This is a genomic window from Bacillus sp. G1(2015b) (assembly GCF_001482475.1).
In the GTDB taxonomy this organism is placed as follows: Bacteria; Bacillota; Bacilli; order Bacillales; family Bacillaceae; genus Bacillus; species Bacillus safensis.
Window position 1 is genome coordinate 90,488 of record NZ_LKIC01000012.1, and the last position, 24,477, is coordinate 114,964.

Here is a 24,477-nt window from a genome sequence, read left to right on the forward strand (position 1 = left end):
ATGAACATGGCCTTTCAAATATTACTAAACGCTCTCCTCGCCTTTACATGGATGTTTATGAATGATACATACAGAGCCGCAGACTTTGTATCAGGTTTTGCATTAGGGATGATCGCCATTTTTATGCTGCGGCGATTTTTCCCGCAGCGTTTTTACGGCTATGCCCTTTATGCGATTTTCAAGCTTATCATCATTTTTATTCGCGAGCTGCTTCTTGCCAATTTAAGTGTATTAAAGACCGTATTATCTCCAAAGCTCACGATTAAACCCGGAATTTTCGCCTTTCGTACGGATTTGAAAACAGATTGGGAAATCACCATACTGGCCAATATGATTACATTGACACCAGGTACACTAGTGATTGATATTTCCGACGATCGTTCCATTTTATACATTCATGCGATGGATATTGAAGATGCTGAAAAAGCCATTCACGATATCCGGGTTTCATTTGAGAAAGCGATTCAGGAGGTGAGCGGTAAGTAATGGAACTCATTTTGCAAATTTCACTTGGCATTCTTGCGCTGTCTACCTTGCTTTTTGTGATACGAGTGATCAAAGGTCCCTCTATTCCTGATCGTGTGAGTGCGCTTGATGCGATAGGAATCAATTTAATTGGGATGACAGCCATCGTTTCAATTTTACTGAAAACCACTGCATTCTTTGAGATTATTTTACTGCTCGGTATCCTTGCCTTTATCGGTACTGTCGCTTTTTCCAAATTTCTTGAGAAAGGGGAAGTGATTGAAAATGATCGTCATCGCTAAAGCCATCGTCATTTTCTTTATCCTGCTAGGCGCTATCCTCTGTTTGATTTCAGCTATTGGTGTCCTTCGACTGCCGGATGTTTACACACGTATGCATGCTGCATCAAAAGCATCGACACTTGGCGTTGTTCTGATTTTAGTAGGTGTGTTTTTTCATGAATGGTTTCTTGCAGGCGTTATTTCTGCAAAAATCCTTCTCGGCATCGTATTCATCTTCCTGACAGCACCAGTCGGCGCACACTTAATCGGAAGAGCCGCCTACAATACTGGTGTTAAGCTCGACAAACGCAGTGTACAAGATGATTATGGCGGTTTCCGTAACTTTGTAATTAAACGAAAAGAAGATTCTTATTTATAAAAAGCGAAAAAAGAATGGCCTGATATGTTGGGCCATTCTTTTTTTATCGCTCAACGTGCATATAAAAAAAGCTTCCGCTGCACCGGGAGCTTTTTTATATGCGATCAATGACAGCAAGTGTGCATCTGGACGTACAGATGTGCCGGTCTCGATCATCTTTTATATCGATTTGAAATACCATTGTACGCCGTCCTATATGCACAGGAACAGCTGTCGCTGTCACAACTCCATCGCGTACAGATTTTAAATGATTGGCATTAATTTCAATACCTGAGCAAACTTGCTGCGTTAAGTCTAAATGAGCCGCAGCCCCCATGCTCGCCACTGTTTCTGCTAGAGCAGCAGATGCTCCTCCATGCAGCAGTCCAAATGGCTGTTTTGTTCTGTGATCGACTGGCATTGTTGCAACGCATCGTGATTCATTGCACTCTACAATCTCAATGCCTAGTGCCTCAAGCAGTGTATTTGATCCGCTCACATTCATTAAGGCCCTCTCCCTTCACACGTTTACAGCACACTTTCAGACTTGGCAATTAACACCGCTTCTGTACGAGATCCAACATTCAGCTTATTAAAGATGGATGTCAAACTGTACTCAATTGACCGTTTGCTCAAATGAAGCACATCGGCAATCTCCTGGTTCGTGTATCCTTTTTCCACTTCTCTAAGGATCAAACACTCCCGTTCCGTTAAGAGATCGTGGTCAGTCTGCTGCGCTTGTTCTGGCTTTTCTTGCTGCTGTGAAATCAATTTCTTTAAATAGGACAGCTGAATGACAACTTCTCCTTGCAATGTCCGGTGTATGTATTCAATAATTTTGTCTTTCGTCTCTGTTTTACTAATTGCACCGTGTAATCCAGCCCGAATAGCCTCTTCAAAATAATCATCTACTTCATACCCTGTATAAATGATAATTTTAACTTGATGGTTGGTTTCTAAAATTTGTTTCGCAATGTCCATTCCATTGATATCCCCGAGATTTAAATCCATTAAAATCACATCATAGATGGAAAAGTCATGCGTCTTTAAAAAGGCGGCTTCTGCATCAGGACTTAAACAATCGACTGATAGCTGCTGGTCTGATTCTAATATGCTTTTTGTCCCTTCCATGACAGCCGGATGATCATCAATGACCAATATCTTCTTCATGTCTTCCTCCCTTTAAATCACTCACTTCCATTTTATATAAAAGACTTGGCTGATGCCAAGTCTTAATCCTTAATAAATGGTTACAATTCCATTTCAATTTTCACCTTGAGCCCTTTTTTCGGTGCTGTGTGAATTTGAAGCTTTCCATTTAACGCTTTCACTCGTTCTCTAATTCCCGAAAGCCCCATGCTCATTGTGTGCTGATCAAGATGACTTGCATCAAAACCGACTCCATCATCCTCATAGTGAAGAACAACCTGATCTTTAATACAAATCAGCATCACTAACACTTGAGTGGCTTTAGAGTGCTTCAGGGCGTTGGATAACAGCTCCTGAACAATTCGGTAAATATTCAGCTGTGAATCAATATCAATGTCCAATTCTTTATCAAAGCGTGTCGTATTCAGCCTAATATGAAACGGCGCTTCCTCCTGAATTTGAGAAGTCAGCTTCGATATCGCCTTTACTAAACCTAAATCATACAGCAGCTGAGGCCGAAGCTCATGACACGTTTCTCTCGTCGTTTGAATCACTTTGGACATTTGATCATTCCATGAGATAAGCGAATTTTCAATAGATGTCGGGCATTGGTTATTTTGGAAATTCGTTAAAAACATTTCCGACTGCCTTTTTAGTGATATCAAGTCCTGCAGCACGGAATCATGAAGATCTCTCGCTAAATCTGAACGCTGCTTTTCTTCCATAGCAAACATGATTTTCTTCAGCCAGGCAGGATTGGCCTCGCGCTGTTTCAAATCGTCAAGATGCTCCATCAATTCTTCGATCTTGACGACATTTTCTAAACTGACACTTGTATAAAAGGCCAATGTTTTCAGCCAAGAAATCTCATCACGAGACAATTTTGGTGTCCGTAAATTAGATAAACAGCAAATCACAAAAGAGTGACCGCCCCGCTCACCAATTTTCATCATGAATCCTTTATCAAGCGCAATGATTTTTCCAACTTCACCTAATAATTCTTGAAATTGGTCTACATACCTTTTCCATAGCTTACTGTCCTCTGTCGATTCATCAATCTCTTCAACCTGTCCATCTGCCTTCACTTCAAGCACAAAGGCTTTGTTCACAACAAGTACTTCTAAAATGGTGTATTTTAACTGATAGAACACTTGGTGAAGTGATGACGCCTCACGAATGAGCTGCGTGAATTTAAACACGCTATCTTGGTAATTATGCTTCTCTGAAAAACGCTTCAGACGAAAACGGAAGTCGATGATTTCTTTAAAATAGAAGACAGTGAGCATAAGAATATACGTGATAATCGTAAATTTCATTGTATAAAAGTTAGCACTTGGCTTCTGAATGAAATCAAAGATAACGACTACCACTATAGTAGGTGTGATGGCTAAAAGACTATAATATTTGATTCTCCCCAAGAAGAAATCAACATTATATAATTTATTTGTCATAAATTGATAGACTAAGAAAAACGGAATCAATAGAGCGAACGATGCAAGGATATAAGGTGAAATAAAATATTTATGAAACAAATAAGGAATAATAAAAAATAGCATAAATGGACTGAATGATGAGATCAAAATAAGTGCAAAGGCACTAAGGACATTTCCGATTTCAGTCCCTTTCAACTTTTTAGCAGCCCTTAAAGTGATAATAATCGTAATAAATGCAAGTGCAAAGAATGAAAGTAAGTTAAAAGCAGCTAAAACCATATTTTTAAACAGAATTTCTAATACAATATTTATAAAAGGGACGGCATACAAACAAAGAAGTACACGCCAACTAATAATTTCCGTTCCTAATTCCTTTATATATTGATACATAAAGTGCATATACAACGGCGGTACACAAGTCATCGTAGAAATGACGATAAAACCGCTAATATATTCCCCTTTACCAGAGCCGCCAGAACTTACATAGGCTACAGCAACAGCTAGCAAAAAGAGAGCAAGAATGTATGCAGACTCTTTTTTCCTAGATTTATTGATTTTTAAAATCATAAATATACAGAATAAACAAATCGAATAAAAAATGATAGGTATTAAATAAATAAACAGATTTTCTTGACTTAATAAGCTTACATTCTCTATTTCAATTTCATCACCATGTCTATCAACAACTAAGCTCTTGACATTCGCTAAATAACCTCGTCTTACTTCTTTGGTTGGTTCTTTATTACCGTTCACTTCAAGGATGATATCGCCTTTTCTCACACCAGCATAATAGCTGTCTGTAAAATCTACAACATCCTCTATTTCAAGTTGTCCGTCACTATTCACCGAAACGACTGCTCCTACAAAAATATTAAACACATTGATGTAGGAAATATAAATCACATAAATGAAGCTAAGGATCAGTAAAATAAAAGTTAATTTCGAGTAAAATTTTTGCATAGACCCTCTATACTCACCCAGCATCTCTCCATTTTTTTGATCTAATGGTGTCTTCTTTTTGAAAACCTTCAACAATAATGCTTGCAGTCACTTGATCAACGTGAAGTAACGATGCATTTCCATTTGCAACTTGCTTTAATGCCAAAGGATTCTCCACTAGATAACTAACTAGTTTCTGAATGTTCATCTTCTCCATCTCCAATTAAAAAGAGTATTAGCTTTTCCTTTTTAGAAGCCTCTAAATGTAGTATTTTGAATGCTTCTTTAAACTTATTTCTGAGAAGGTTTCTCATAATAAATACATATTGTTGAACACCAGATTCTTTTAATTTATCCTTTAATTCTTCAGAGCCGATGCTCTTATCCTCTGATTGATAATAACTGAGCAAGTCTGAACTGGATGGATTAAATTCATTTTTTAAATATACTAGCGGTAATGTTTGCATTCTTTTAAAATCAATATTCTTTTTATTAAAAAGAGCCACATAGTCATTTTCAAGTTGCTCTGCCATGCCTAGATAATAAGCATATTCTTCTACATTTTTTTCAAATGAACCTGTTGCCAAGATAACCCCTAACATACAGGGTAACACAAACAGTGATCCTGCCTTTAACTTCATGATATTTAAACAATCCTGCTCATTCTCCGGCTCCAGTGTCATATCCAAATACTGTCCTTGCATTGACTGAAAGGAATAGGAGTATACACTGTTTAAAAGCTCCGGTGCATGATCAAGCTTTGAAAAGACTTCAAAGCTCAATACAAAAAGAACATTCGCCGCATTAATCGCAATTCCGCTCTGACATTTCATCCAAGGATACGAATCATTGTCCTGATCTTCAATATCATCTAATATATCGGCTGATAAGATGAGAAGTTCAATCCCTGCTGCCAGTTTTGTAATCGCTTGCTTGTCTTGACCGCCAAATGCCTCATAATGCTGGTAAGCTAATTGTCCAAAAGGGAATTCATTCTTTATATCAGTAAATTTCAGAAGCAGCTTTTGTAAATCATTCTGCCTGACTGCATGTTGAATAAAATCAGACATATTCTGCTTGATTTTTGTATTCTCTAGATAGTTTAGCATACTCGATCTTGTACCTCACCCTTTCGTCTTTTATTTTACTAAAAAGACATAAGCAAATGTCCACTGACATCGCTATTTAACAATTATATAATAATATATCCTTTTTTTGTATGTATTTGGATAAAAAAAAGACTTGATGATTATCAAGTCTTTAAGAAATTTTCACATATTCATATTTGTCGTATTGATCAATGCTTTTGTTAATGTTATGAAGAGAAGCCGTTGTTTCTCTGATTTCGTTTTCAAGTTTCCATAATAATTGTTTAAGTTCTTCGATTTCATACTTTTCCATCGATTCCACTCTCCTTTTTTGGAAGATCAATGTATTTGTGTATGGTGATTGGGTCATAAGTATTTGATCTGTTACTAACAGTGTAAATGTAATTGAGTATTTTTTCACCGAAAAGTATGCACAAAACGTGTGCGCGATACCGCAAAATTCAATAGGTCTTTTTTCATCATTTTCTGACTTTTCAAATCATACTTTTATCTCAATTTCAAGGGAATTGCGTCATTTTTGCGACAGGAATAGGCATCATTCGTCACACTTTCCTCCCAACAGAACGTACGATCCCCTATATATCTTCGGTTTTGCGTGTCATAGGTCAGACGACAGACGCTATTGTGGACACCGCAATTTTTTGGCGACATTCACCGAAATTGACCGCAAAAGTACCTATTTTTACGCTGGAATTACAAAGATAGAAAGATCATTTTGATTCTTTATTCTGATTTTCTACATACATTTAGAACAGATATCCGTCCAATTTCACGCCAATGAGAGAAGAGGTGACCATGTGTTTTACTATGTACCTTATCCTGCTTTGCAGGTTCCCGCAATGTGCAGCGCATACCCGACGCGCACGCCAATGACTTTTCCTCCAGTTGATGCCCACTCATTTCAACGAGCCGCAAAGGAATCAGCCCGTCTCGTTGCTGATGCTTCACTCATCACGCAGCAAATTTCCAGCTCTCTTCCGTTTGCACAGCGCATCATGGAGGCTGCTGAGCGCTCTGATTCGACAAGTGTCATCCGAATGCTGAAGCAAATCGGGGTGAAAAGCGGCATTGATATCCGCTTTAGTCCAGAAGGCATTCGAATCTACTTGTCTCTTGCCTCCAGCAGACTTTTCCTTCTTTTACAGTGGGCATGACAAAGAAAAAGCCGCTCTCACGCGAGCGGCTTTTCTTAAGATTCAAACATTTTATGGCACCATTCAATGGCTTCTATATAACAGCCATAGGCTTCCTGTTTCGGGAGATTTCCATCGAACATTTCATCATCCCATTCATTTCGTTCAATACGTTTGGCCACACCTAGCACAAAAGAATAATCATTTTCATAGCCAAGTAGTGCCTCGCCAACTTCATCAGAAAGTGGCAACTCCTTCACAAGTTCTGTAATATCTGCCCTGACAAGTGTATCAATGAGAGAAAACATGCCTGTCAGCATATAAGAGGCAGGGTGCTCCCGTTCAGTCCGATAGGCAATCAGTTCACACGTTTTGGCACGAATGAATGACATTTTGATAATTTCTTTTTGGCTTGAGTTAGCTTGGACATTCAGTTCTTTAAACGAAAGGATAAAGATCCAGCGCCGAATTTCATTAAACCCAAGCAGGATAATCGCCTGCCGGATACTCTTAATTTGATATAGACGTCTCATGCCGCCTGAATTCAGCATTTTTAATAATTGATATGATAGCGAAAGGTCACTTTCAATAAAATGGGTCACGGTCTGGATATTCGGCTGGTCCTTGCTTAACTCATTTAAAAGCTGATGGTACGCATGGAAGCTGGTCGATAATGCTCGTCCTGATATCACATGCGGCTCACTAAAGAAATACCCTTGAAACAGGTGGAAACCTGCTTCTAGCGCTTCTTCATATTCTCTTCTCGTTTCTACTTTTTCTGCTAGAAATCGAAGGCGATACTTTTTATACGTATTCAGAATAGCTCTTCGTTCTTGCGTTGTCGTTTTCAGAAAGTCAATTTTTAAAATATCAATGCAATAGAGGAGTTCCTCAAGCAGCTTGTCACTATAATGTGTTCCGTTTAGGAAGAAATCATCGAGTGCAATCGTATATCCCCATTTTTTTAACTGCTTACATCTCATAATAAGTGCCGGGGTAATCGGTACATTTTCTAATATCTCGATCACAAGCTGATGCGGATCAAAATAGGTGAGCAGATCAGATGAAAGCAAGCTTTCGGTGAAATTAATGTAGCATCGTTTTCCTTCTGTCAGTGTTTCGATGCCGATATTTAGAAAACTGTTGATAATGAGGTCCGTTGTCGCTTGATCACCGTCTTCAGCGCTATATGTATTGGTTTCACTATCTCTATAAAGCAGCTCATATGATACGACTTGTTCTTTTCTATTAAAAATAGGCTGTCTCGCAACAAACACCCTCAACTGCTCCAATCCTCCTTTATGCCATGACAAACAAGATGTGCTTTCAGTATACCAAATGATTGCGCTTTTAGTTCATTTTCAATCGGTCAAAATAAAAAAAAGAGACCATCTGGCTTGATGATCTCCCTTTCTTCTAATCATTCGCTTTCATAAAGCTCTTTTTTGATTTTATTTTTCACATCATGGATAAACTGCATTTTATTATCCCAGCATTTTTGACTCAAATCGACTGGATATTCTTCTGGTTTGCTGATTCGTTTATATTCCTCCCAGAAGAGTCCAAGACTGTCCTGCACATAGGCCTGAATTGTTTGAATATCCGGATTGTCATAGACAAGTTTACCTTGTTCAAAAATCGGGACGTGAAGATCTTTCGCCACAAAGTTTGTCACGAATTTACTAATAAATGTATGCACGGGATGGAACATTTTTAGTTTATCCTCACTATGAACATCTTCCTCTTCAAGTGCAATGTAGTCACCTTCAGAATGATGGTTCAATTGATTAATAATGCGGTACACCCGTTTACGGCCTGGTGTTGTCACTTTCTCTGGGTTGGATGAAATTTTGATGGTATCATTCATTTTACCGTTTTCTTCAATGGACACCAGCTTATACACTGCACCGAGAGCTGGCTGATCGAATGCTGTGATCAGTTTTGTCCCAACACCCCACACATCAATTTTGGCGCCCTGTGCTTTTAAATTCATAATGGTGTGTTCATCAAGATCGCTTGATGCAATGACTTTTGCATCATGGAATCCTGCTTCATCCAGCATTGTTCTAGCTTTTTTAGACAAGTATGCAAGGTCCCCGCTATCAAGTCTGACACCAATGAAGTTGATTTTGTCTCCAAATTCTTTCGCTACCTTAATCGCATTCGGAATACCTGATCTGACAGTATCATACGTATCGACTAAAAAGACACAGTCTGTATGTGTTTCAGCATATTTTTTAAATGCTGTATATTCATCGCGGTATGCTTGTACAAGTGCGTGAGCATGTGTTCCTGATACAGGGATGTTAAAGCGTTTCCCAGCACGAACATTACTTGTTGCCTGGAAGCCGCCGATGAGTGCCGCTCTTGCTCCCCACATCGCCGCATCCATTTCATGTGCCCGTCTTGTTCCGAATTCTAATGCTGTCTCATCTTCAATGATTCCTTTAATCCGAGCTGCTTTTGTTGCAATCAGCGTCTGGAAATTCACGATATTGAGCAATGCCGTTTCGATTAACTGAGCTTCAACAAGCGTTGCCTCGATGCGCATAATCGGTTCATTCGCAAAGACAATTTCCCCTTCTCGCATTGAATGAAGTGTACCTGTAAAGGACAATCCGCTTAAATAGTCAATGAAATCGCTTTTATAACCAAGTTCATCTTTTAAATACGCGAGATCGCTTTCAGTGAAGGAAAAGTCCGATAAATATTCAATCGCTTTTTCTAAGCCAGCAAATACAGCGAAGCCATTGTCAAATGGAAGCTTTCTAAAGAAGAGTTCAAAGACTGCCTTCTTCTCATGTATGCCGTCTCTCCAATACGTTTCTGCCATGTTAATTTGATAAAGATCTGTATGTAGTGATAAACTGTCGTCATTAAACCGATGCTCCAACTTCCATTCTCCTTCCCTTACTTAACCACTTTCGCACCAAGCGACTGCTCAAAGTGAGAAAGTGCCCACTCGTGCCCCGCTTCATTAAAACTCGCCACAGCATTTTGGTGAATCACAAGTTCAAAGCCTTTATTGTACGCATCAACAGCTGTATGAAGTACACAAATATCGGTACATACGCCGGCTAAGTGAAGTTCCGTGATGCCGCGCTCGCGCAGTTTCATTTCTAATTGAGTGCCTGCAAAAGCAGAGTATCTTGTTTTTTCCATATAGTAGACATGTTTTAAATGTTTTGACGTGTGAAATAGTGAACTTAGTTGTCCATAAAGTTCAATACCCTCTGTTCCGCGAATATTATGGGGCGGAAATAACTTTGTCTCTGGATGATAAGGGTCCTCTTCTTCATGATGATCGACAGCAAAGACGACAAAGTGGCCTTCATCAATAAATGAAGAAGTGATCTCTGTGATCTTAGACTCAATCGCCTGTCCAGGCTTTCCGCATGTCAGTTTTCCATCGTCTGCAACAAAATCAACTGTATAATCAATACAAATCAACGCTTTGCCCATCCGCATCTCTCCCATATGCTCTTTTGAATCATTATAGCTTATTCATTTCACTAGGGAAACCTATTCAACAGATTCATGAGAAAAAGCTTTTTGAAACAGCTCATCTTTTAGATAGATGTGCTCTTGATTGACCGCACTTGGCATCTCTATGACAAGACCAAATGGAGAGTGCGCTTCATGATGATTCACCACTTTAAACGAACATCCAGCGGCATTTGCCATTTTGACATATTGAGAATAGGAGGCATAGGACAATTCACCATTTAAAAGAACTGTGGCCTGGCGATTGGTCTTCAATATTTGTTCGACCTCATGATACGGTTTATTTCTTGATACCTGTCCCTTTGTCAGGGCGAGAAGCGCTCGTTCCCTTAATGAACCGAGAAACATTCTTCGTTCATCTGGTTTTGTTTCAGCATGTCCAAATATCCCTTGCTGCAAATAAAAGTCTACGGATTCTTCTTTCATCGCTGTGTTCACTCCTGGTTTCTAAATTTACATTTCTGTGACCCAGTGCACAACCTTGAGTGCGAGGTCACGTGCTTCATCTGTTTCTACTCTTTCCATTAAGGATTGTTCAAGCGTATGGATGAGCTGCTCTTTTTCGTCCTCATACGCAATGGAAATACTCCATTCAATGTCAGGTACGGCAACAAGCGTTTTATATTCTTTTTTATTTTCATGTAAATATACATTGTAGGTCTTTGGTTGTCCGCTTGTGATGTGTGCTTTTCTAATTTTCATTTGACTCTATTCACACCTCTTTTTTCTTCTTACATCCATATCCATTGTACCATAAAAAAAGACAGCTTCTGAAAAGGAATTCCCTTTCAAAGCTGGCTACGCATTAAAGCTCTTTTGCTGGCTGATCAGGTCTATATCCCACATAAACGTAACGTTTGGACTGCTAAAAAATTGGACAAAGTCCCCTGCATTATAGGTACCTGAACCACCGGCGGAGTGATCGACACTTTTTGGCGAAATGGCAAAAACATCACCGAAATGTGCAGAACCATTTCCAATCACACGGTCAATATGAATAGGTCCAACAATCGCTGGCATCTTTCCACCACCTTTTCTCCCCACATCATATGCCCAGCTCAAAAATACGTGTATGAAAAATAAAAAAGACAGCTGATCTGTAATCATCAGCTGTCTTTCTATGCGTTAAATGATTGAGGCTGGCCAAACAATGTGAAGTCCCAAAGCATTGTGGCATTCGGATCACTTGTAAGTGACATATAATCACCTGAATTAAAGGCTCCCGCTCCGCCAGTAGAGTGGTCTACAGCCAAAGGGGCAATGGCCAGGACATCACCGAAAGTAGCTGCACCGTTTCCTCCTAATGACTCGATATGAATAGGTCCAACGATTGCAGGCATCAGAATCTCCCCCTATCTGCTTATCTCAATCATCTTATGCAAAAAGGGAAAAGGTGTGCATCTGTCCTAGACGTTTAAATGCTGTTCCTTACGAGATCGCTGACGCAGCTGCACCAATCTGACAATATTCAAGGTGATGGCTTTGAGCAGTGCATAAACAGGAACCGCAAAGATCATGCCAAGGATCCCGCCAAAGCTTCCTGCCCCAATTAATAAAAGGATAATGGTCAAAGGATGTGTGTTGAGGCGTTTCCCAATGATCAATGGAGAAATGACATTTCCATCAACTTGCTGAACGACAAGAATGACAATGACTGTCACCACCGCTTTTCCAGGCGAATCAAGAAACGCAATAAGCACAGCTGGTGCCGCGCCAAGATATGGCCCAAGGTAAGGAATCACATTCGTGACCGCAATGATAATACCGAGAATGAGCGCATATTTCACACCAATTAATAAGTACCCGATAAAACAAGCCACTCCAACAAATAAACAGACGACAATCTGCCCTTGTATGTAAGCCGCAAGCGTATCGTTTAATTCTTTAAAGATTTTCAATCCTTCTTTACGGTAAGGCATTGGCAAAAATTGAACGAGCTTGTCCGGAAACTTATGTCCGTCTTTCAACATATAAAACAAAATGAACGGAACTGTGATCACAGCTAAAGCAATATTGGCAATCACACCAAACACAGCAGACATACTTGAAGCAATATTTTCCGGCAAATCTTTTAATGTCGAAACAATTGTCTGTTCAAACTTCGAGACGGAGACATAATCTTGATTCATCATCCAAGTAAATGTTTTAGAATGCGAGAAGTCATTCATAAATTTCTGCATATCCGTCACATAACCAGGGAAGCTTTTGACAAGTCCACCGACCTGCGTGACAATAATCGGTCCCGCAGCATTCACAATAAACGTGATGAGTCCGATGAACAAAAGATAAATGATCAGGATAGCCAGTGTCCTAGGAATTTTCTTGGACAAAAATCGAACAATTGGATTAAAGATGAAAAAGAGAATTCCAGCCAGTAAGATGGGAACAAACAAGGTTGAAGCAAATAAAATAATCGGCTGAAATAAAAACGAAACCTTTGTTGATACATAAACAATGAGTAAAACAAGTAATATTTGGAATGTCCAAAAATGAACTTTAGATTTTAACAAAGATGCTCCTCCTGTTACGTATTGATCTTATTAAAAAACTACTATTCAACCCACCTTCTGTCAACTGCTTCTTGTTTTAGAACCTTATTTTTTGTAAAAAAAAGAACAATTGGTATATCATGCACTTTTTCCAGATATACATTCTGTAAGCATGAAAAAAGCAGACACCTTTGCGTCTGCTTGTTACACTCTTTCACTGTGATCAGGCATCACCGATACAATTTGCTGGATCCGCACATAAAAAACTGATTTTGCCCCTGCCTCAATGACAATATGATCCGGCATGACTTCTTTCAATTTTCCACGCACCGTATCTTTCACTGTTTGAACAATTAATCTCATACCGATTACTTTCTGCAATGTTTGATAAACATATGGATCAACTAATGAAACAAGCTGTGGACTTCCTTGTTGTGCCATCCTACCTGCCCCTTTACTTGTGTATTTACCCACAGCGTATGCAATGACCCATGTGAATGTCACTCAGGGCAAACCCACAACATAAATACCATATTTTAACATTTTATGTTATTTTACATCTTTTGGAAGTATAATAGATTGGTGCTGCCAACAACTTAAATCATTTGAAGAGGTGAATGATCTTGAAAAAACTCATCTGTCTCGCTGCTGTCATGCTCTTTTTTTCCTTTGCAAGTTATGCGTATGCAGGATCAATTGGAGATGAACCTGGGACACCGGGGAAGTGGTTTAAAGGAGAAGCGCCAGTTCAAAAAGACGAGTCAAAACCGCCACTTGTTTTTGTTCACGGCATTAACAGCTCCTCCTCCACATGGTTCGACCGAAACGACATGGCAAAGCAAGCTGTTCTGAACGGATACGAAAGCGCATTCATAGATTTGTATCCAGATCAGGATACGAAAAAGAATGGCAAACTATTAGCAGAAAAGCTAAAAGAAATCTATGATGTGTTCGGTCGAAAACTCATTGTGATTGGTCATAGTAAAGGCGGGGTGGATACACAGTCCGCACTCGTGTATCACAATGCCCATCCATATGTAGAGAAGGTCATCACACTTGGCTCCCCTCATTACGGGACGCCGCTGGCAGATTTAGCGTATAGCAAGGGCGGAAGCTGGCTCGCGGAAATTCTTGGACAAAAAAGCGATGCGCTCTATTCTTTGCAAACGGGGCTCATGGCGGCTTTTCGAAGTGAAACCGACAAGCTGGAGAAGTTTCCTCAAAAATACATCACTTATTCGGGATCGGAATGGGGCACATTTGGCGGGGTGCTGTACTTAGGCGGCATGTATTTAAAGAGCTTTGGTGCAAACGATGGCGCCGTCACGGTAAGCAGCACAAGACTATCATATGCAAACAATATTTTAACAGGGAAATGGGATCACAACTCCATTAAAAACGGCACAAGCATGTTCCCTGTGTTCCAGCATCAGCTGCTGGCAAATGCCGCAAGCACTGGAAGTGAAAATATAGAGAGCCCGAACTCTACTGAGCTGAATACAGATGTTTATGTGAAAGGCGGAGAAAGTGAAAAGGATAAAACAGAAGCGTTCTATGTAGAGGAAGGAACGAATGGCTTATCGATTCAGTGGTTAAATGAAAGGCAGGAGGCGTGGCCGGAAATCATCGCCCCAAATGGAGACGTCTTAACAAATCTGAAGACATCGGAAGCATCTTTCCCATATGAAGGCGCATTTTCGCACCATGTGCAAATCAATAAACCCGTTCCTGGAAAATGGACAATTCGATCAAATTCAGAAAAAATGACTCCTTATTTGCTGCTCGTATCCTTTGATTCACCATTAAATGAAGAAATCAAAGCAGAAGCAGCGCAATCAGGGGATGATGCATCAACCCATTCAAGCGGTCTGATTAAACGATTAAGCAAGAAAGTAGAAACCTTTTACTTTAAGGATGCCCAAAAAGATCATCCTCTCAAAACAACTGCTTCATCAGCTGTTCAATTGAAAAAAGAAGGTGCTTATTCTGTCACGGTTCATTACACTGGACTCACTGCATCAGGTACATCAGCATTTAACCGTACCGTTATTCGCACATTGTATGTCGATCAGCATGGAAATATTCATGGTGACATTCCATACTAAACAGAGCGTTTCATGGGCTGAAGTGCCTGTTGCACTTTCTGATCCAATTCCGTGATTTTTTTCATTGCAAGTGATTCGTCTATTTGTCTGTAATGGTGATGCCCGCCAGGCTCTTCATCCATTTCATCTGCTTTCTTAACGATTTGCTGGAGTGTGTCCTTATGAAGGTCGCCCTCTGGCAAATATGAATCCGTATGAAGCAAAATTGCAAGCGCAATATCTTTGGCTGCCTTTGGTTCCTCACCGAGGCGTATGAGCAGTTTGTGAGCACGCTCCGCGCCTTTAATGGCATGAATATCATTCCGTCTATATGTCTCGTAATCCCATTCTCCGCCAGCTGTATACCATTCATAGTGGCCGATGTCATGCAAGAGGGCTGCTTTCACAGCGAGATCTGGATTAATCCCAGCCTGCACCGCCAGTTTGAATGCGTGATAAGCACAAGCAATCGCATGGGCTTTACCTGAACGATTTAAATATTTTTGAGCGACTGGATGGGTGTAAACATCCATTAATGTAACCTTCCTCATGGAAACCCCTCCTTATCTATATTTTTAGCATCCTAACATATTCTGAAAAGAAACTCAAATATTCTGTTATATTTTCTATGAGTCTCCAAAATAGCTTATGTCAAATAAGCTGTTTTTGCTTGTACAATACGAAAAAAGCAGTCGTTATGACTGCTTTTTTTCTTCTTTTCAGCGTGATATGAAAACCCTTGAAGTCTAGGAAGGCCGAGTACTGGCGCGGAGCGAATTTGACATTCGTGAGCACTAGCACGCAGGCCTGACACCGAATGCGAGGGTTTGTCTTTACGCTGCAGCAGTCGTTATGACTGTTTTTTCACATACTCACGTGCATCGTAGACACATCCGCCAGCTGGATCATCTCCTAAAAGATCGAGCAAAATCCCTGCGACTTCATCTGGACTCTTCAGTGTGCCTGTTTCATATAATTGCTGAAAACGGTCTATTTGTTCAAAGTCTTGTTTTGATGACTTCCGAATTTCCCCCTGCATATCTGTATCGATCGTGCCAGGTGAAAAGGAAAACGTGTTGATCGGATGCGCCTCGTCCTGCTGTTCCTCATGAAAAGTCCTCATAAACATATCGAGTCCTGCCTTTGAACTGCAATACGCACTCCAGCCTTTGTATGGGTTTTTCGCCGCTCCAGAAGAGAGATGAACGATCGTTTTCTTCCCGTTAAAAGATTGAGTCTGTTTGGCAAACACATGGCTCAGCAAAACAGGAATGACAAGATTCAACTTGTAATGCTGATGAAGCGTATCCTGTCCGCCTTGTCCAACGCGTTTGATAGGTGTAACCATTCCTGCGTTATTGACGAATAAGATGTCATCAGCATCTGCCAGAGTTTGCGGCATGAGACTATGTTGAAGCCATTTGGCCGCTGCTTCTTCATCCGTCAGATCGACCTGAGTATGTGTGAGCTTTGGATGGGATATCGGCGATGCACTTCTTGCTGCTGTGTACACATGATCCCCGCGTGAAAGCAGCCTGTTCACAAGTGCTAGGCCAAAACCTTTTGATCCGCCTGTAACGATTGAAATTCGAATGACAATCTCCTCCCTTGATATCACTATTTTACGTAGTGAAACGGTGGGACATCAAGCAATCTGCATAAAGAAAAGCCTGCCTCTTTTAAAAGAGACAGACTATTTCTTTTCAGCCTTCGCATTCACCTTTGGAATCAGGATAATCATCACGACGAGACCAAGGGCTATCAAGAAACCAAAGATAATCGGGAGCAGTGCTGATGTCTGCTTCTCATGTTCATCCTCAGAAGGTGCTGATACAGCCGAATCACTAAAAGAGATATTCATCTCTTTCATCATGTGAGCTGGTGTTTTGGGTGGGTTCTCTTTTAGATCACTGAAAAGCTGCGGAGAAAGAGATCCACCCGGGGCTTTAGGCGGTTCAGCAAAATGAATGTCTGTTTTGACCTTTGACGTTGTTTTACTTTGTTCATATTTCGTTTGATCCCTCAATATACTCGAGTTAATATTGAGCTCCTTTTCCTGATATTCATTCGGCTTGACATTCGTATCCGTATCTTCACCAGCAGCAAAAGCGGCAGGGATGAGGAGAAAAAGGGAAACGGCAGCGAGTGCCGCCCCTTTCACGAATAGATTAAGCTTCATGAGTCACATCACGTTCCTCTGTTTTATCTTTCCATAGCTTTTTCACAAGCGGTACGACCATGAAAAGGACAGTTAAAATCACTAACCCTGTGACGCCCATTCCAAAGGTGTCTCCATTTCCATATTGGATCGACAGGTACACGTCTGTCACTGGATTGGTAAAGTGGAAATTCGGCATCACCAAATCAATTAATGGTGCGACAAAGAAGAAAATAAGCGCCGTTGCTGCCATCCATCCGGCAATGGAACCGAAAAGGAAGGCCGTGCGAATAAAGGCAGAGCACGCCACTAATAACAAAATGGTGAAGATCGACCATTGAATGGCTTGATCATCTGCAAGCTTGTAAATGTTCAGTCCAAACAAGCTGATCATGAGTCCGACTAATAGATTTAAGATGCCAAACAGTGCACCTTTGACCAGCATCGGAGCTGACGCATAATACGAGCTGAAAAAGCCAATTAACAAACTGCTGATCATCACAATGACCAAAATGACGACCGGCGGTACAGTCTGCGTTTTTTCTTCCGGCACATCGCCGCTGATTTTCAGCGGATTGGCTAAATGGTTATACACATAGTTGCTGTTGCCTTGATCACTTAATGTATTTCCTAAAATACCTTTTAAATCTTGCTGAACAAGTTTTGTAGAGTCGACATTCTTGCTCCAGTTTTCATTCAGCGTATCTGCTTTTTCTTGTACTGTTGTGACACTCTCTTCAATGTTATTCGTATAATCCGCCACCCCTTTTTGGCGGTCGGTTAACGAACTCATATTTTCAGAAAGACGAAGCACTTCCTGACCAATTGAATCCTGTGCACTGACAACAATTGAACTGCCTGCAAGGTCTGCTGTATATACCGCATCTCCTTGATCAGCCATTTGCTCAGCTACATTGTCCGCACTTTCAGCAATTGTCTGTAATTCCTGTTCCATACTTGCCTGCTGAGTCGTGATGTACTCCGCATAACCATCTGAGAACTTCTGCATCTCATCAATAAAAGTAGACACATCATCGTTTGATGTCAGCATCTGGTTTTTGAGCTTATCCCAGTTTTCTGTTTCTTCTTTTTTGATGGAGAGGATGGATTGGATTTTCTCTTCTTTTGCGTCATATAGAGAAGAGTTATTTGTTGGTTCGTATAAATCACTAAGCATCTTTTCTAGTTGGGAGAGTTGATTGGAATACTCCATTAATTTCTTAGTGTCTATTGACTTTACTTCAAACTTCTTCTTAAAAAGATCATCATCTAAGACATCACCAATCGGTGAGTTTTTTTGCTTCAGATATTTCACTTTGCTTAAAATAGCCGATTCCTGATTTTTGATTTCATTCGGAATCACATTATATCGATCTATGATCTTTTCAAGTTCATCTATTTTCTTAGAAAGATATTTAAGCTCTTTACTCAATTGACTCACTTTATCTTTCAATTCGTCATTATGAGCAGCAGCTTTTTCTTGAATTTTCTTTTTCACTTCATCTAAGCGAGTTGAGAGTGCTTTTAGGTCATCCTGCGATGAATTCTTACTGCTGGTATCTGGCTGAGCAGGATTTTCACCGCTTTCACCTTGTTCCCCATCTTCAGTCGAAGGCGGTGTTTCCGGTTCTCCTAATTGATCCGCAAGTTCGTTCATCTCTATTGAAATTTGTGAGAGTTCATTTGTTTCTTCATCTAAGTTAATCCCAATCTCTTCTGGGTTTTCATTATCTTGGTCTGATGGCCCGTCATCATCAGAATCAACTGGCGGTTCCGACTCGTCCATTAACTCTTGCCTTTTTGCTAATAGCTTTGTCTGCAGGGCTGATATTTTATTTCGATAATCTTCTAAGTAACGCTCTTCATACTTTTTAATCAGTTCTTCCTGAGACGTCTTCACAAGTTCCGTTAATCCCGTTGATTGCTTAGGAATAGCCTCTTCTCTCGACCTTTGAACAGATTGGATGGCGCTGTCAGTTGTTTTCAGCTGGCTTTGTACCCCGTTGATGTCTGTTTTGAGTCCACCCATTTGATCACTAAAGCTGCGGGCATTTTGGTTTTGAATGTCAGCGAGCTGTTTGAGCCCTTGCTGGATTTGCTTTTGGCTTGTTGATTGCGCTTTGATCAAGAGATCCTTTTGTTTGTCTTGATACTGCTGGTATTGATCGACTACTTTCACAAAGTCCTTTAACTGGTTCTTTGCTTCTTCTGTTGTACTCAAGCCGTCTTTATATTGTTTCTGTGAATCGGCCATTGCATTCTTTAATTCTTCTATTTGTTTCTTCTGCTGCTGTACGGCATCTGATAGTTTGTTCGAGTTCGGTTTATAGAAGTTGTACATCGTGTTTTGGAATTCGACTTCTTTGCCGACAATATGCTCAAACTCTTCTCTCACATTGCCAATTTCCTGTGATACAAAACTCCAGTATAACGTCGACATCTGTTCATTCATTTTCTTTTGTGCATTTTCCAGCTCTCTTTGCACTTTCTCTTTATTGACTGCATTGAGCTGATCTTGAATCGAAAATTGAATGGACGCCTTTTCCGGATGGTCTTTATCATAGCTCAGCACATTTTTAGAGAAGTCAGACGGAATATAGAGGACAGCGTCATACTTTCTGTTTTTCAGTCCATTTTCCGCCGCACTGCGATTCACTACAGTCCATGTATAATCAGGACGCTCTGACAATGCTGCCACAACATCCTGTCCGAAACGAGCCGTGTTTTCACTTTCACTCGCCCCCATATCCTCATTGACCACCGCAATATTTCGTGTGGCATTCTTCTTCTGCTTTGCCGGATCATCTCCAATCAGGTGGAAAAACAAAACCGGCAGCACAAGAATTAATATCATGGTGGATATGATTTTGATGGAGCTTTTTTGCTGCTCTGTCATTGAACACTCTTCCTTTCTACCGCACATAAAGGAACCTGGATTTTCTTCTCTTTCCCGTTTTCAACCAAATAGCCGAAGCCTGGCTGAATGTCTGGTTCTTGTCTTGCATACGGAAGCGGTATGATGTTTTGCTCTGATTTTTTCATGAGTAACATGGCATGACGAACTTGTTTGATTTCGTTTGTGAGTGCATCATAACCCTTACTGAACTCGGTATGATTCCCTGATGCAATCAGGCTGAAGCCTAAGTGTGCATATGACTTCATGAAATCAGCCAATTGATCTTGAAGACGCGGATCGATCGCCTGCTGAAAACGCGTAATGCCATCAATCACAAGCACAATTTGAGGAAATGACAGCTGATCGGTCTCTCCTCGGCGTACAGCTTCGACATACATCTCTTCCCGCACCTTGAATAAGCGGTCCATTTCTTCTGCCCATTCGGTGATATCATCCTTTGTTTCAAGGTAATCAATGTTCTCTTCTTTTGCATAATGGGATAGACCTCGATCAATTGAATCAAAAACAGCCAGCTTTTCAGGCTTTGCCATTAAAAGCTGATCAAGCATCAGTTTTGTCACATTTGTTTTCCCACGCTGCGTTTGACCGATGATGAGGCAATGTTTATTCTTTTTCAAGTCAAAATAAACAGGTGCCACAGATTCCTCATCTAATCCGACTGGAATGTCATAAGGCGGTTTTTGTTCATCTAAACGACTCTCAAGCTCCCAAACTGTCAGCTTATCAGGAAGCATTGGCACAGGCTTTGGTTTTTCGGCTGCTTCAAAGCGGTCATGAAGAAGCTGTATCTCTTGTTTCAGATGCTCAAACAATTCGAGATCGTTCTCTCCTTCAACTGGCAGAAACATTTGCGCAAAATAAAGCTCTTCTTTGTTGATAATCACTCGTCCTGGGATCGGCTCTAAACTGAATTTCGGTCTGCCAATAATCGAGTACGCCTCTCCTTGATCCATTAAGTAATGGACAATCTTAGTTTTCAGATTGTTCATCAGCGATTGACGCACTGCATTTACCCGAGTAGCTGTAATCAAGAAGTATATACCTAGTGATTGTCCGTCACGGCTCAGCTGAATAAATTCAGATTCGAGATCATGCATTTCGTCTTTGACAATGTCAAAGTTATCAATCACGATAAAAATGAACGGAAGCTTTTTCTCATTTAAGGCATTGTACATTTTGATATGACTCATTTCTTGCTGTCTGAATAACCGCTTGCGATATTCAACCTCTTCCCGCAGACGCTTCATTGATTTTTGAATCTTTCTCATCTGATCCATTAAGAAATAATCCGCCGTATGTGGCAGTTTTGCTAACGGAAGCAATGTTCCGTTTCCGAAATCATAAATATATGCGTGCCATTCTTCAGGTGAATACCTCTCCGCAAAGCTCATCAATAGTGTTGTAGCAGCAAGTGATTTGCCGTAGCCGGAGGAACCAAAGATGCCAATGTTCCCATCTTCCATCATTTGATAAGAAAGTGGATGCTGGCTTTGCTGATCTGGTTCATCGACAAGCGCAAAATGGAAGACATGCTCTTCACTCGACGCATACCGTGTTTTTGGAATCCGCTCTTCAAGCGGTGGAAGCCATGGACTTGGCAGCTTCTCAATTCCAAGCTCTTGCTGCATACGTTCAATTTCATCCACAACAGCAGAAATTTCCGTCACTGTCTCTTTTTTCACTGCTGGCTCTGTGCTTACTCCTGATAACGGAATAAGACCAGTATCAGTCACAATGGCAATATCATCTTCTGACCCGTAGCCATCTTCCATATATGGTGCACCGCTCCAAGCTGATTGGAACAATTCATAAATTTCATTATTGCCCACTTGTAAATAGCCGCGGCCTGTGACGGTAATGGACGCTGCATCACTATTTTTCAAAATTTCCTTACTGTCTGACGCATCTTGCACTTTGAGTGCAACCTTAAAGCGAGAGTTACTCCAAATCTGGTCATCAATGACCCCGCCTGGCTTTTGGGTAGCTAAGATCAGATGGACCCCGAGGCTTCGGCCGATACGTGCAGCACTGACAAGCTCCCTAATAAAGTCTGGCTCTTCACTTTTTAATTCAGCAAACTCATCAGAGATTAAGAACAGGTGAGGCATTGCCTGCTCAGCCTTTTTCTCCTTGTAGAGCTTCGTATAATCATTGATGTGATTCACATGATATTGATCAAACAGCCGCTGTCTTTTCTTCAATTCACTTTTAATTGAGGCAAGCGCTCTTTCACTAAAGTTCTTGCTGCCTTCAATATTGGTGATCGTTCCAAGTAAATGAGGAATATTTCGGAACGGCTGCGCCATTCCGCCTCCTTTGTAGTCAATCAACAGGAAAGCAACTTCGTGCGGGTGAAAATGTACAGCGAGCGATAAAATATACGTCTGTAAAAATTCACTTTTCCCTGATCCCGTTGTTCCCGCCAATAGTCCGTGCGGGCCATGTGCTTTTTCATGCAGGTTCAGATCGACAATGTCGTTTTTCCCTTTATAACCGATTGGCACTGATAATGATTTGGCCGTTTCTGAAGTCAGCCATTTTTCACGAATGCCAATGTCATCTACCTGTTTGGCATGGAAAAGATCAAGGAATGAGACCGTCTCAGGAATCGAATTGGTCATACCGACTTGATGATCTAATGTTCTCAGGGTTCTGGCAAACAGTTCATTGTCCCCGCGCTGATGTGTATCAAGCTGAAACGGAATTCTTACTGCCTTCTTGTGCTGAATGAGAATATCCCCTTCTTCTTCGTTAATATAACGGACAAGCGTCGAAATATTTTCAGCTAAACTTTCCTTTGTTTCTGCTGCAAAGATGATGGAGATACCAAGATCTGTCCGGCTGCCTTCTAAGTATTCTAAAATCACATGCTCGGCAATGAGCTCATGATTTGTCACGATGAACACAAAATGAGGCGTAAAGATTTTCTTCTCTTTTTCTTCTTCTAAATCACGCTCACGTAAAATTTCATAGATTGAGGACAACAGCTGATCGCGTGTTTGTTCGTTGTAAATAAACCCTTTGCCATATGTATGAGGCAGCTGGAAGTGTGGAAGCCATTTCATCCATTCCCAATTCTCATACTCCTGCTCATGAAAGATAAAGACAAATCTCAAATCATGATAGCTGTGCGAGAAAGCAAGCTGTCCGACAAGCTGATGAAGCTCATTTTTCACAATCGCAGGCTTCCCAATTAATCCTGTTGGACCATCCGCAAGACCGAATGTAATCGGGACATTCTTCACTTCACGATATACTTTTTGCATGTGTTGCGTTTGTTCCATTAAGTCATCAACATCCCGGTTGGCCATATCGCCGCCGCTCATCGATAATTCATAGCTTGATGGAACTGCGCCCGTTCCAAGACGCAGATGCAAGAAGTCGTCACTCACAAGCGTCTTTTCCCAAATGCGGCCGCTGATTTCTGATGTTAAATACTTCATTTGTTCAAATGACGGATAATGATACGTCAAAATATATTGCTGGCGGTCATACAGCTCCTGTAGCTCTTTCCGCTTATTTTCTAAATAAAGAGAATAGACTCGCTGCCGCTTCTCTTCTCGTCTTTTGCGCTGTGATTTTTCTTTAAAGTATTGAACGGACGATGTAATTAACGTCATGATAAACATCGCCATCGACACGACAATAAAGATTCCGCGCGGCTGGATAAGGGCGACAATCCCCATCACAAGGAGCATGACAAGCGGAGGAAGGACAACAAGCCAAAGACCTCTGCTGTTATTTTCACTCTCCTGCGAAGGAAAGCTAAAGGATACCCGGTCATCTGGTAAATCATAAATCAAACGCGGTGTACGTCTGTATGAAGGGTATTTTTGTTTTGTTTCGGTGCTTGGCGGTCTTGTTTTTTCCAAGCGTGTTTGAAAAGGTTCGTAAGCTGTCACCTGTAATAAATCATCATCTATAAATGTCACCGTCAGAAAGTTCCAGAACAGCTCATCTCCGGCATAAACCTTCTCTGGACCGTTGATTTTCTTTCCGTTCACGTAAATCGTCTCGTCCTGAGGCATGACATACCATGTTCCTTCGATTTTCTCTAAAGTGAACTGGCTGGCATCTTGAAACATGGAATGAGCTTGTTCTTTCCACACATCGACCTCATCTTTCTCATCACGTGAAAAAGATAGCTCAACTCTATTTCCTAGGTAATAAATATGCTGATCATGATGTGCATCCATTAAAATAAATGTGAGTGAACCAAGCTGATATGGTTCATGTGGAAGTAATTTGCCTTTCTTCTCATTCCCCTGATAAATAGTAAAACCATCATTCGATTCATCAGGAGATAAACGAATTGTCCCTTCATCAAATGAAAGTGAAGGGATTGTCACCGTATGCTCTATTTCAGGTCCAATCAGAGCTTCTCGATTGAACTGCTCATCTAAACGGACGGTTTGATAATCCTCCTCATAAAAAACCCAAAGAAGACTCAAACGCTCC

The 24,477-nt window shown here is 40.8% G+C and carries 25 protein-coding genes; 5 read left to right on the plus strand and 20 right to left on the minus strand.

Going from position 1 to position 24,477, the window contains the following annotated elements:
* Positions 1–6: 6 nt before the first annotated feature.
* The 3 genes from AMR95_RS08455 to mnhG are packed head-to-tail and all read left to right on the plus strand — an operon-like array spanning position 7 to position 1,125.
* The gene (locus AMR95_RS08455; protein ID WP_024425941.1) at positions 7–486 is read left to right on the plus strand and encodes a Na+/H+ antiporter subunit E; all 480 of its coding nucleotides are present in this window, start codon (positions 7–9) and stop codon (positions 484–486) included.
* Positions 486–767, plus strand: a complete 282-nt coding sequence (locus AMR95_RS08460; RefSeq protein WP_039181117.1) for a Na(+)/H(+) antiporter subunit F1 — start codon at positions 486–488, stop codon at positions 765–767. Before AMR95_RS08455 ends, AMR95_RS08460 begins: the two co-directional genes overlap by 1 nt.
* Entirely contained in the window at positions 751–1,125 is a 375-nt protein-coding gene (gene mnhG / locus AMR95_RS08465; protein ID WP_024423320.1) for a monovalent cation/H(+) antiporter subunit G, read from the plus strand. Before AMR95_RS08460 ends, mnhG begins: the two co-directional genes overlap by 17 nt.
* 94 nt (positions 1,126–1,219) lie before the next feature.
* Here the strand turns inward: mnhG and AMR95_RS08470 are convergent, their stop codons facing one another.
* The 6 genes from AMR95_RS08470 to degQ all read right to left on the minus strand — a co-directional run bounded on the left by AMR95_RS08470 (position 1,220) and on the right by degQ (position 6,026).
* Positions 1,220–1,609 carry a hotdog fold thioesterase gene (locus tag AMR95_RS08470; protein ID WP_047203310.1) on the minus strand — a complete coding sequence of 130 codons (390 nt, stop codon included), beginning with the start codon at positions 1,607–1,609 and terminating at the stop codon, positions 1,220–1,222.
* A 23-nt stretch (positions 1,610–1,632) separates the two neighbouring features.
* Positions 1,633–2,274: a response regulator transcription factor gene (locus AMR95_RS08475; RefSeq protein ID WP_024423322.1), complete on the minus strand. Its 642-nt coding sequence runs from the start codon at positions 2,272–2,274 to the stop codon at positions 1,633–1,635.
* An 80-nt stretch (positions 2,275–2,354) separates the two neighbouring features.
* Positions 2,355–4,646: an ATP-binding protein gene (locus AMR95_RS08480; protein WP_058838080.1), complete on the minus strand. Its 2,292-nt coding sequence runs from the start codon at positions 4,644–4,646 to the stop codon at positions 2,355–2,357.
* Between the two features lie 13 nt (positions 4,647–4,659).
* Positions 4,660–4,833: a competence pheromone ComX gene (gene comX / locus AMR95_RS08485; protein ID WP_058838081.1), complete on the minus strand. Its 174-nt coding sequence runs from the start codon at positions 4,831–4,833 to the stop codon at positions 4,660–4,662.
* On the minus strand, positions 4,811–5,734 hold the full coding sequence (locus tag AMR95_RS08490; RefSeq protein ID WP_058838082.1) for a polyprenyl synthetase family protein: 924 nt from the start codon (positions 5,732–5,734) through the stop codon (positions 4,811–4,813). Before AMR95_RS08490 ends, comX begins: the two co-directional genes overlap by 23 nt.
* Before the next feature lie 151 nt (positions 5,735–5,885).
* Entirely contained in the window at positions 5,886–6,026 is a 141-nt protein-coding gene (degQ, locus tag AMR95_RS08495) for a degradation enzyme regulation protein DegQ (RefSeq protein WP_003213123.1), read from the minus strand.
* 505 nt (positions 6,027–6,531) lie between these two features.
* Here degQ and AMR95_RS08500 point away from each other — a divergent pair.
* Positions 6,532–6,888 (plus strand): hypothetical protein, encoded by a 357-nt coding sequence (locus AMR95_RS08500; RefSeq protein ID WP_058838083.1) that lies wholly within the window; start codon positions 6,532–6,534, stop codon positions 6,886–6,888.
* Between the two features lie 35 nt (positions 6,889–6,923).
* Here AMR95_RS08500 and AMR95_RS08505 read toward each other — a convergent pair whose 3' ends face one another.
* The 9 genes from AMR95_RS08505 to AMR95_RS08545 form a co-directional block, all read right to left on the minus strand.
* Positions 6,924–8,150, minus strand: a complete 1,227-nt coding sequence (locus AMR95_RS08505; protein WP_047203313.1) for an EAL and HDOD domain-containing protein — start codon at positions 8,148–8,150, stop codon at positions 6,924–6,926.
* A gap of 137 nt (positions 8,151–8,287) precedes the next feature.
* A complete protein-coding gene (locus AMR95_RS08510) occupies positions 8,288–9,760 on the minus strand; it encodes a nicotinate phosphoribosyltransferase (protein WP_024423327.1) in 1,473 nt (490 codons plus the stop codon).
* A gap of 17 nt (positions 9,761–9,777) precedes the next feature.
* Positions 9,778–10,329, minus strand: coding sequence for a cysteine hydrolase family protein (locus AMR95_RS08515; protein ID WP_024425949.1), 552 nt, complete (start codon positions 10,327–10,329; stop codon positions 9,778–9,780).
* A 60-nt stretch (positions 10,330–10,389) separates the two neighbouring features.
* A complete protein-coding gene (locus tag AMR95_RS08520; RefSeq protein ID WP_047203314.1) occupies positions 10,390–10,797 on the minus strand; it encodes a YueI family protein in 408 nt (135 codons plus the stop codon).
* A 27-nt stretch (positions 10,798–10,824) separates the two neighbouring features.
* Positions 10,825–11,073, minus strand: coding sequence for a YueH family protein (locus AMR95_RS08525; protein WP_058838084.1), 249 nt, complete (start codon positions 11,071–11,073; stop codon positions 10,825–10,827).
* Positions 11,074–11,169: 96 nt separating this feature from the next.
* Positions 11,170–11,391, minus strand: a complete 222-nt coding sequence (locus AMR95_RS08530) for a spore germination protein (RefSeq protein ID WP_024425952.1) — start codon at positions 11,389–11,391, stop codon at positions 11,170–11,172.
* A 98-nt stretch (positions 11,392–11,489) separates the two neighbouring features.
* Positions 11,490–11,711: a spore germination protein gene (locus AMR95_RS08535; protein ID WP_003213446.1), complete on the minus strand. Its 222-nt coding sequence runs from the start codon at positions 11,709–11,711 to the stop codon at positions 11,490–11,492.
* Between the two features lie 66 nt (positions 11,712–11,777).
* On the minus strand, positions 11,778–12,881 hold the full coding sequence (locus AMR95_RS08540; RefSeq protein ID WP_039181146.1) for an AI-2E family transporter: 1,104 nt from the start codon (positions 12,879–12,881) through the stop codon (positions 11,778–11,780).
* A 183-nt stretch (positions 12,882–13,064) separates the two neighbouring features.
* The gene (locus AMR95_RS08545; protein ID WP_024423334.1) at positions 13,065–13,301 is read right to left on the minus strand and encodes a YuzF family protein; all 237 of its coding nucleotides are present in this window, start codon (positions 13,299–13,301) and stop codon (positions 13,065–13,067) included.
* 176 nt (positions 13,302–13,477) lie between these two features.
* Between AMR95_RS08545 and AMR95_RS08550 the strand changes: the two genes are divergently transcribed.
* Positions 13,478–14,965, plus strand: coding sequence for an esterase/lipase family protein (locus AMR95_RS08550; RefSeq protein ID WP_231746876.1), 1,488 nt, complete (start codon positions 13,478–13,480; stop codon positions 14,963–14,965).
* Here AMR95_RS08550 and AMR95_RS08555 read toward each other — a convergent pair.
* From AMR95_RS08555 to essC, 5 genes are all read right to left on the minus strand, one after another.
* Positions 14,962–15,495: an HD domain-containing protein gene (locus AMR95_RS08555; protein WP_024423336.1), complete on the minus strand. Its 534-nt coding sequence runs from the start codon at positions 15,493–15,495 to the stop codon at positions 14,962–14,964. The genes AMR95_RS08550 and AMR95_RS08555 overlap by 4 nt on opposite strands.
* A gap of 299 nt (positions 15,496–15,794) precedes the next feature.
* On the minus strand, positions 15,795–16,538 hold the full coding sequence (locus AMR95_RS08560; protein WP_058838170.1) for a (S)-benzoin forming benzil reductase: 744 nt from the start codon (positions 16,536–16,538) through the stop codon (positions 15,795–15,797).
* A 99-nt stretch (positions 16,539–16,637) separates the two neighbouring features.
* The gene (gene essA / locus AMR95_RS08565; protein WP_039181152.1) at positions 16,638–17,123 is read right to left on the minus strand and encodes a type VII secretion protein EssA; all 486 of its coding nucleotides are present in this window, start codon (positions 17,121–17,123) and stop codon (positions 16,638–16,640) included.
* Positions 17,113–19,998: a type VII secretion protein EsaA gene (gene esaA / locus AMR95_RS08570; RefSeq protein WP_058838086.1), complete on the minus strand. Its 2,886-nt coding sequence runs from the start codon at positions 19,996–19,998 to the stop codon at positions 17,113–17,115. The genes essA and esaA overlap by 11 nt, the downstream gene beginning before the upstream one ends.
* Positions 19,995–24,470 (minus strand): type VII secretion protein EssC, encoded by a 4,476-nt coding sequence (essC, locus tag AMR95_RS08575; RefSeq protein ID WP_058838087.1) that lies wholly within the window; start codon positions 24,468–24,470, stop codon positions 19,995–19,997. Before essC ends, esaA begins: the two co-directional genes overlap by 4 nt.
* Positions 24,471–24,477: the final 7 nt, after the last annotated feature.

Excerpts from the sequence above, each read along its gene's own strand:
- AMR95_RS08455 (WP_024425941.1), top strand. The coding sequence starts at position 7 with ATGGCCTTTCAAATATTACTAAACGCTCTCCTCGCCTTTACATGGATG.
- AMR95_RS08460 (WP_039181117.1), top strand. The coding sequence starts at position 486 with ATGGAACTCATTTTGCAAATTTCACTTGGCATTCTTGCGCTGTCTACC.
- mnhG (WP_024423320.1), top strand. The coding sequence starts at position 751 with ATGATCGTCATCGCTAAAGCCATCGTCATTTTCTTTATCCTGCTAGGC.
- AMR95_RS08470 (WP_047203310.1), bottom strand. The coding sequence starts at position 1,609 with ATGAATGTGAGCGGATCAAATACACTGCTTGAGGCACTAGGCATTGAG.
- AMR95_RS08475 (WP_024423322.1), bottom strand. The coding sequence starts at position 2,274 with ATGAAGAAGATATTGGTCATTGATGATCATCCGGCTGTCATGGAAGGG.
- AMR95_RS08480 (WP_058838080.1), bottom strand. The coding sequence starts at position 4,646 with ATGCAAAAATTTTACTCGAAATTAACTTTTATTTTACTGATCCTTAGC.
- comX (WP_058838081.1), bottom strand. The coding sequence starts at position 4,833 with ATGAACATTCAGAAACTAGTTAGTTATCTAGTGGAGAATCCTTTGGCA.
- AMR95_RS08490 (WP_058838082.1), bottom strand. The coding sequence starts at position 5,734 with ATGCTAAACTATCTAGAGAATACAAAAATCAAGCAGAATATGTCTGAT.
- degQ (WP_003213123.1), bottom strand. The coding sequence starts at position 6,026 with ATGGAAAAGTATGAAATCGAAGAACTTAAACAATTATTATGGAAACTT.
- AMR95_RS08515 (WP_024425949.1), bottom strand. The coding sequence starts at position 10,329 with ATGGGCAAAGCGTTGATTTGTATTGATTATACAGTTGATTTTGTTGCA.
- AMR95_RS08520 (WP_047203314.1), bottom strand. The coding sequence starts at position 10,797 with ATGAAAGAAGAATCCGTAGACTTTTATTTGCAGCAAGGGATATTTGGA.
- AMR95_RS08525 (WP_058838084.1), bottom strand. The coding sequence starts at position 11,073 with ATGAAAATTAGAAAAGCACACATCACAAGCGGACAACCAAAGACCTAC.
- AMR95_RS08530 (WP_024425952.1), bottom strand. The coding sequence starts at position 11,391 with ATGCCAGCGATTGTTGGACCTATTCATATTGACCGTGTGATTGGAAAT.
- AMR95_RS08535 (WP_003213446.1), bottom strand. The coding sequence starts at position 11,711 with ATGCCTGCAATCGTTGGACCTATTCATATCGAGTCATTAGGAGGAAAC.
- AMR95_RS08545 (WP_024423334.1), bottom strand. The coding sequence starts at position 13,301 with ATGGCACAACAAGGAAGTCCACAGCTTGTTTCATTAGTTGATCCATAT.
- AMR95_RS08550 (WP_231746876.1), top strand. The coding sequence starts at position 13,478 with ATGATCTTGAAAAAACTCATCTGTCTCGCTGCTGTCATGCTCTTTTTT.
- AMR95_RS08555 (WP_024423336.1), bottom strand. The coding sequence starts at position 15,495 with ATGAGGAAGGTTACATTAATGGATGTTTACACCCATCCAGTCGCTCAA.
- essA (WP_039181152.1), bottom strand. The coding sequence starts at position 17,123 with ATGAAGCTTAATCTATTCGTGAAAGGGGCGGCACTCGCTGCCGTTTCC.
- esaA (WP_058838086.1), bottom strand. The coding sequence starts at position 19,998 with ATGACAGAGCAGCAAAAAAGCTCCATCAAAATCATATCCACCATGATA.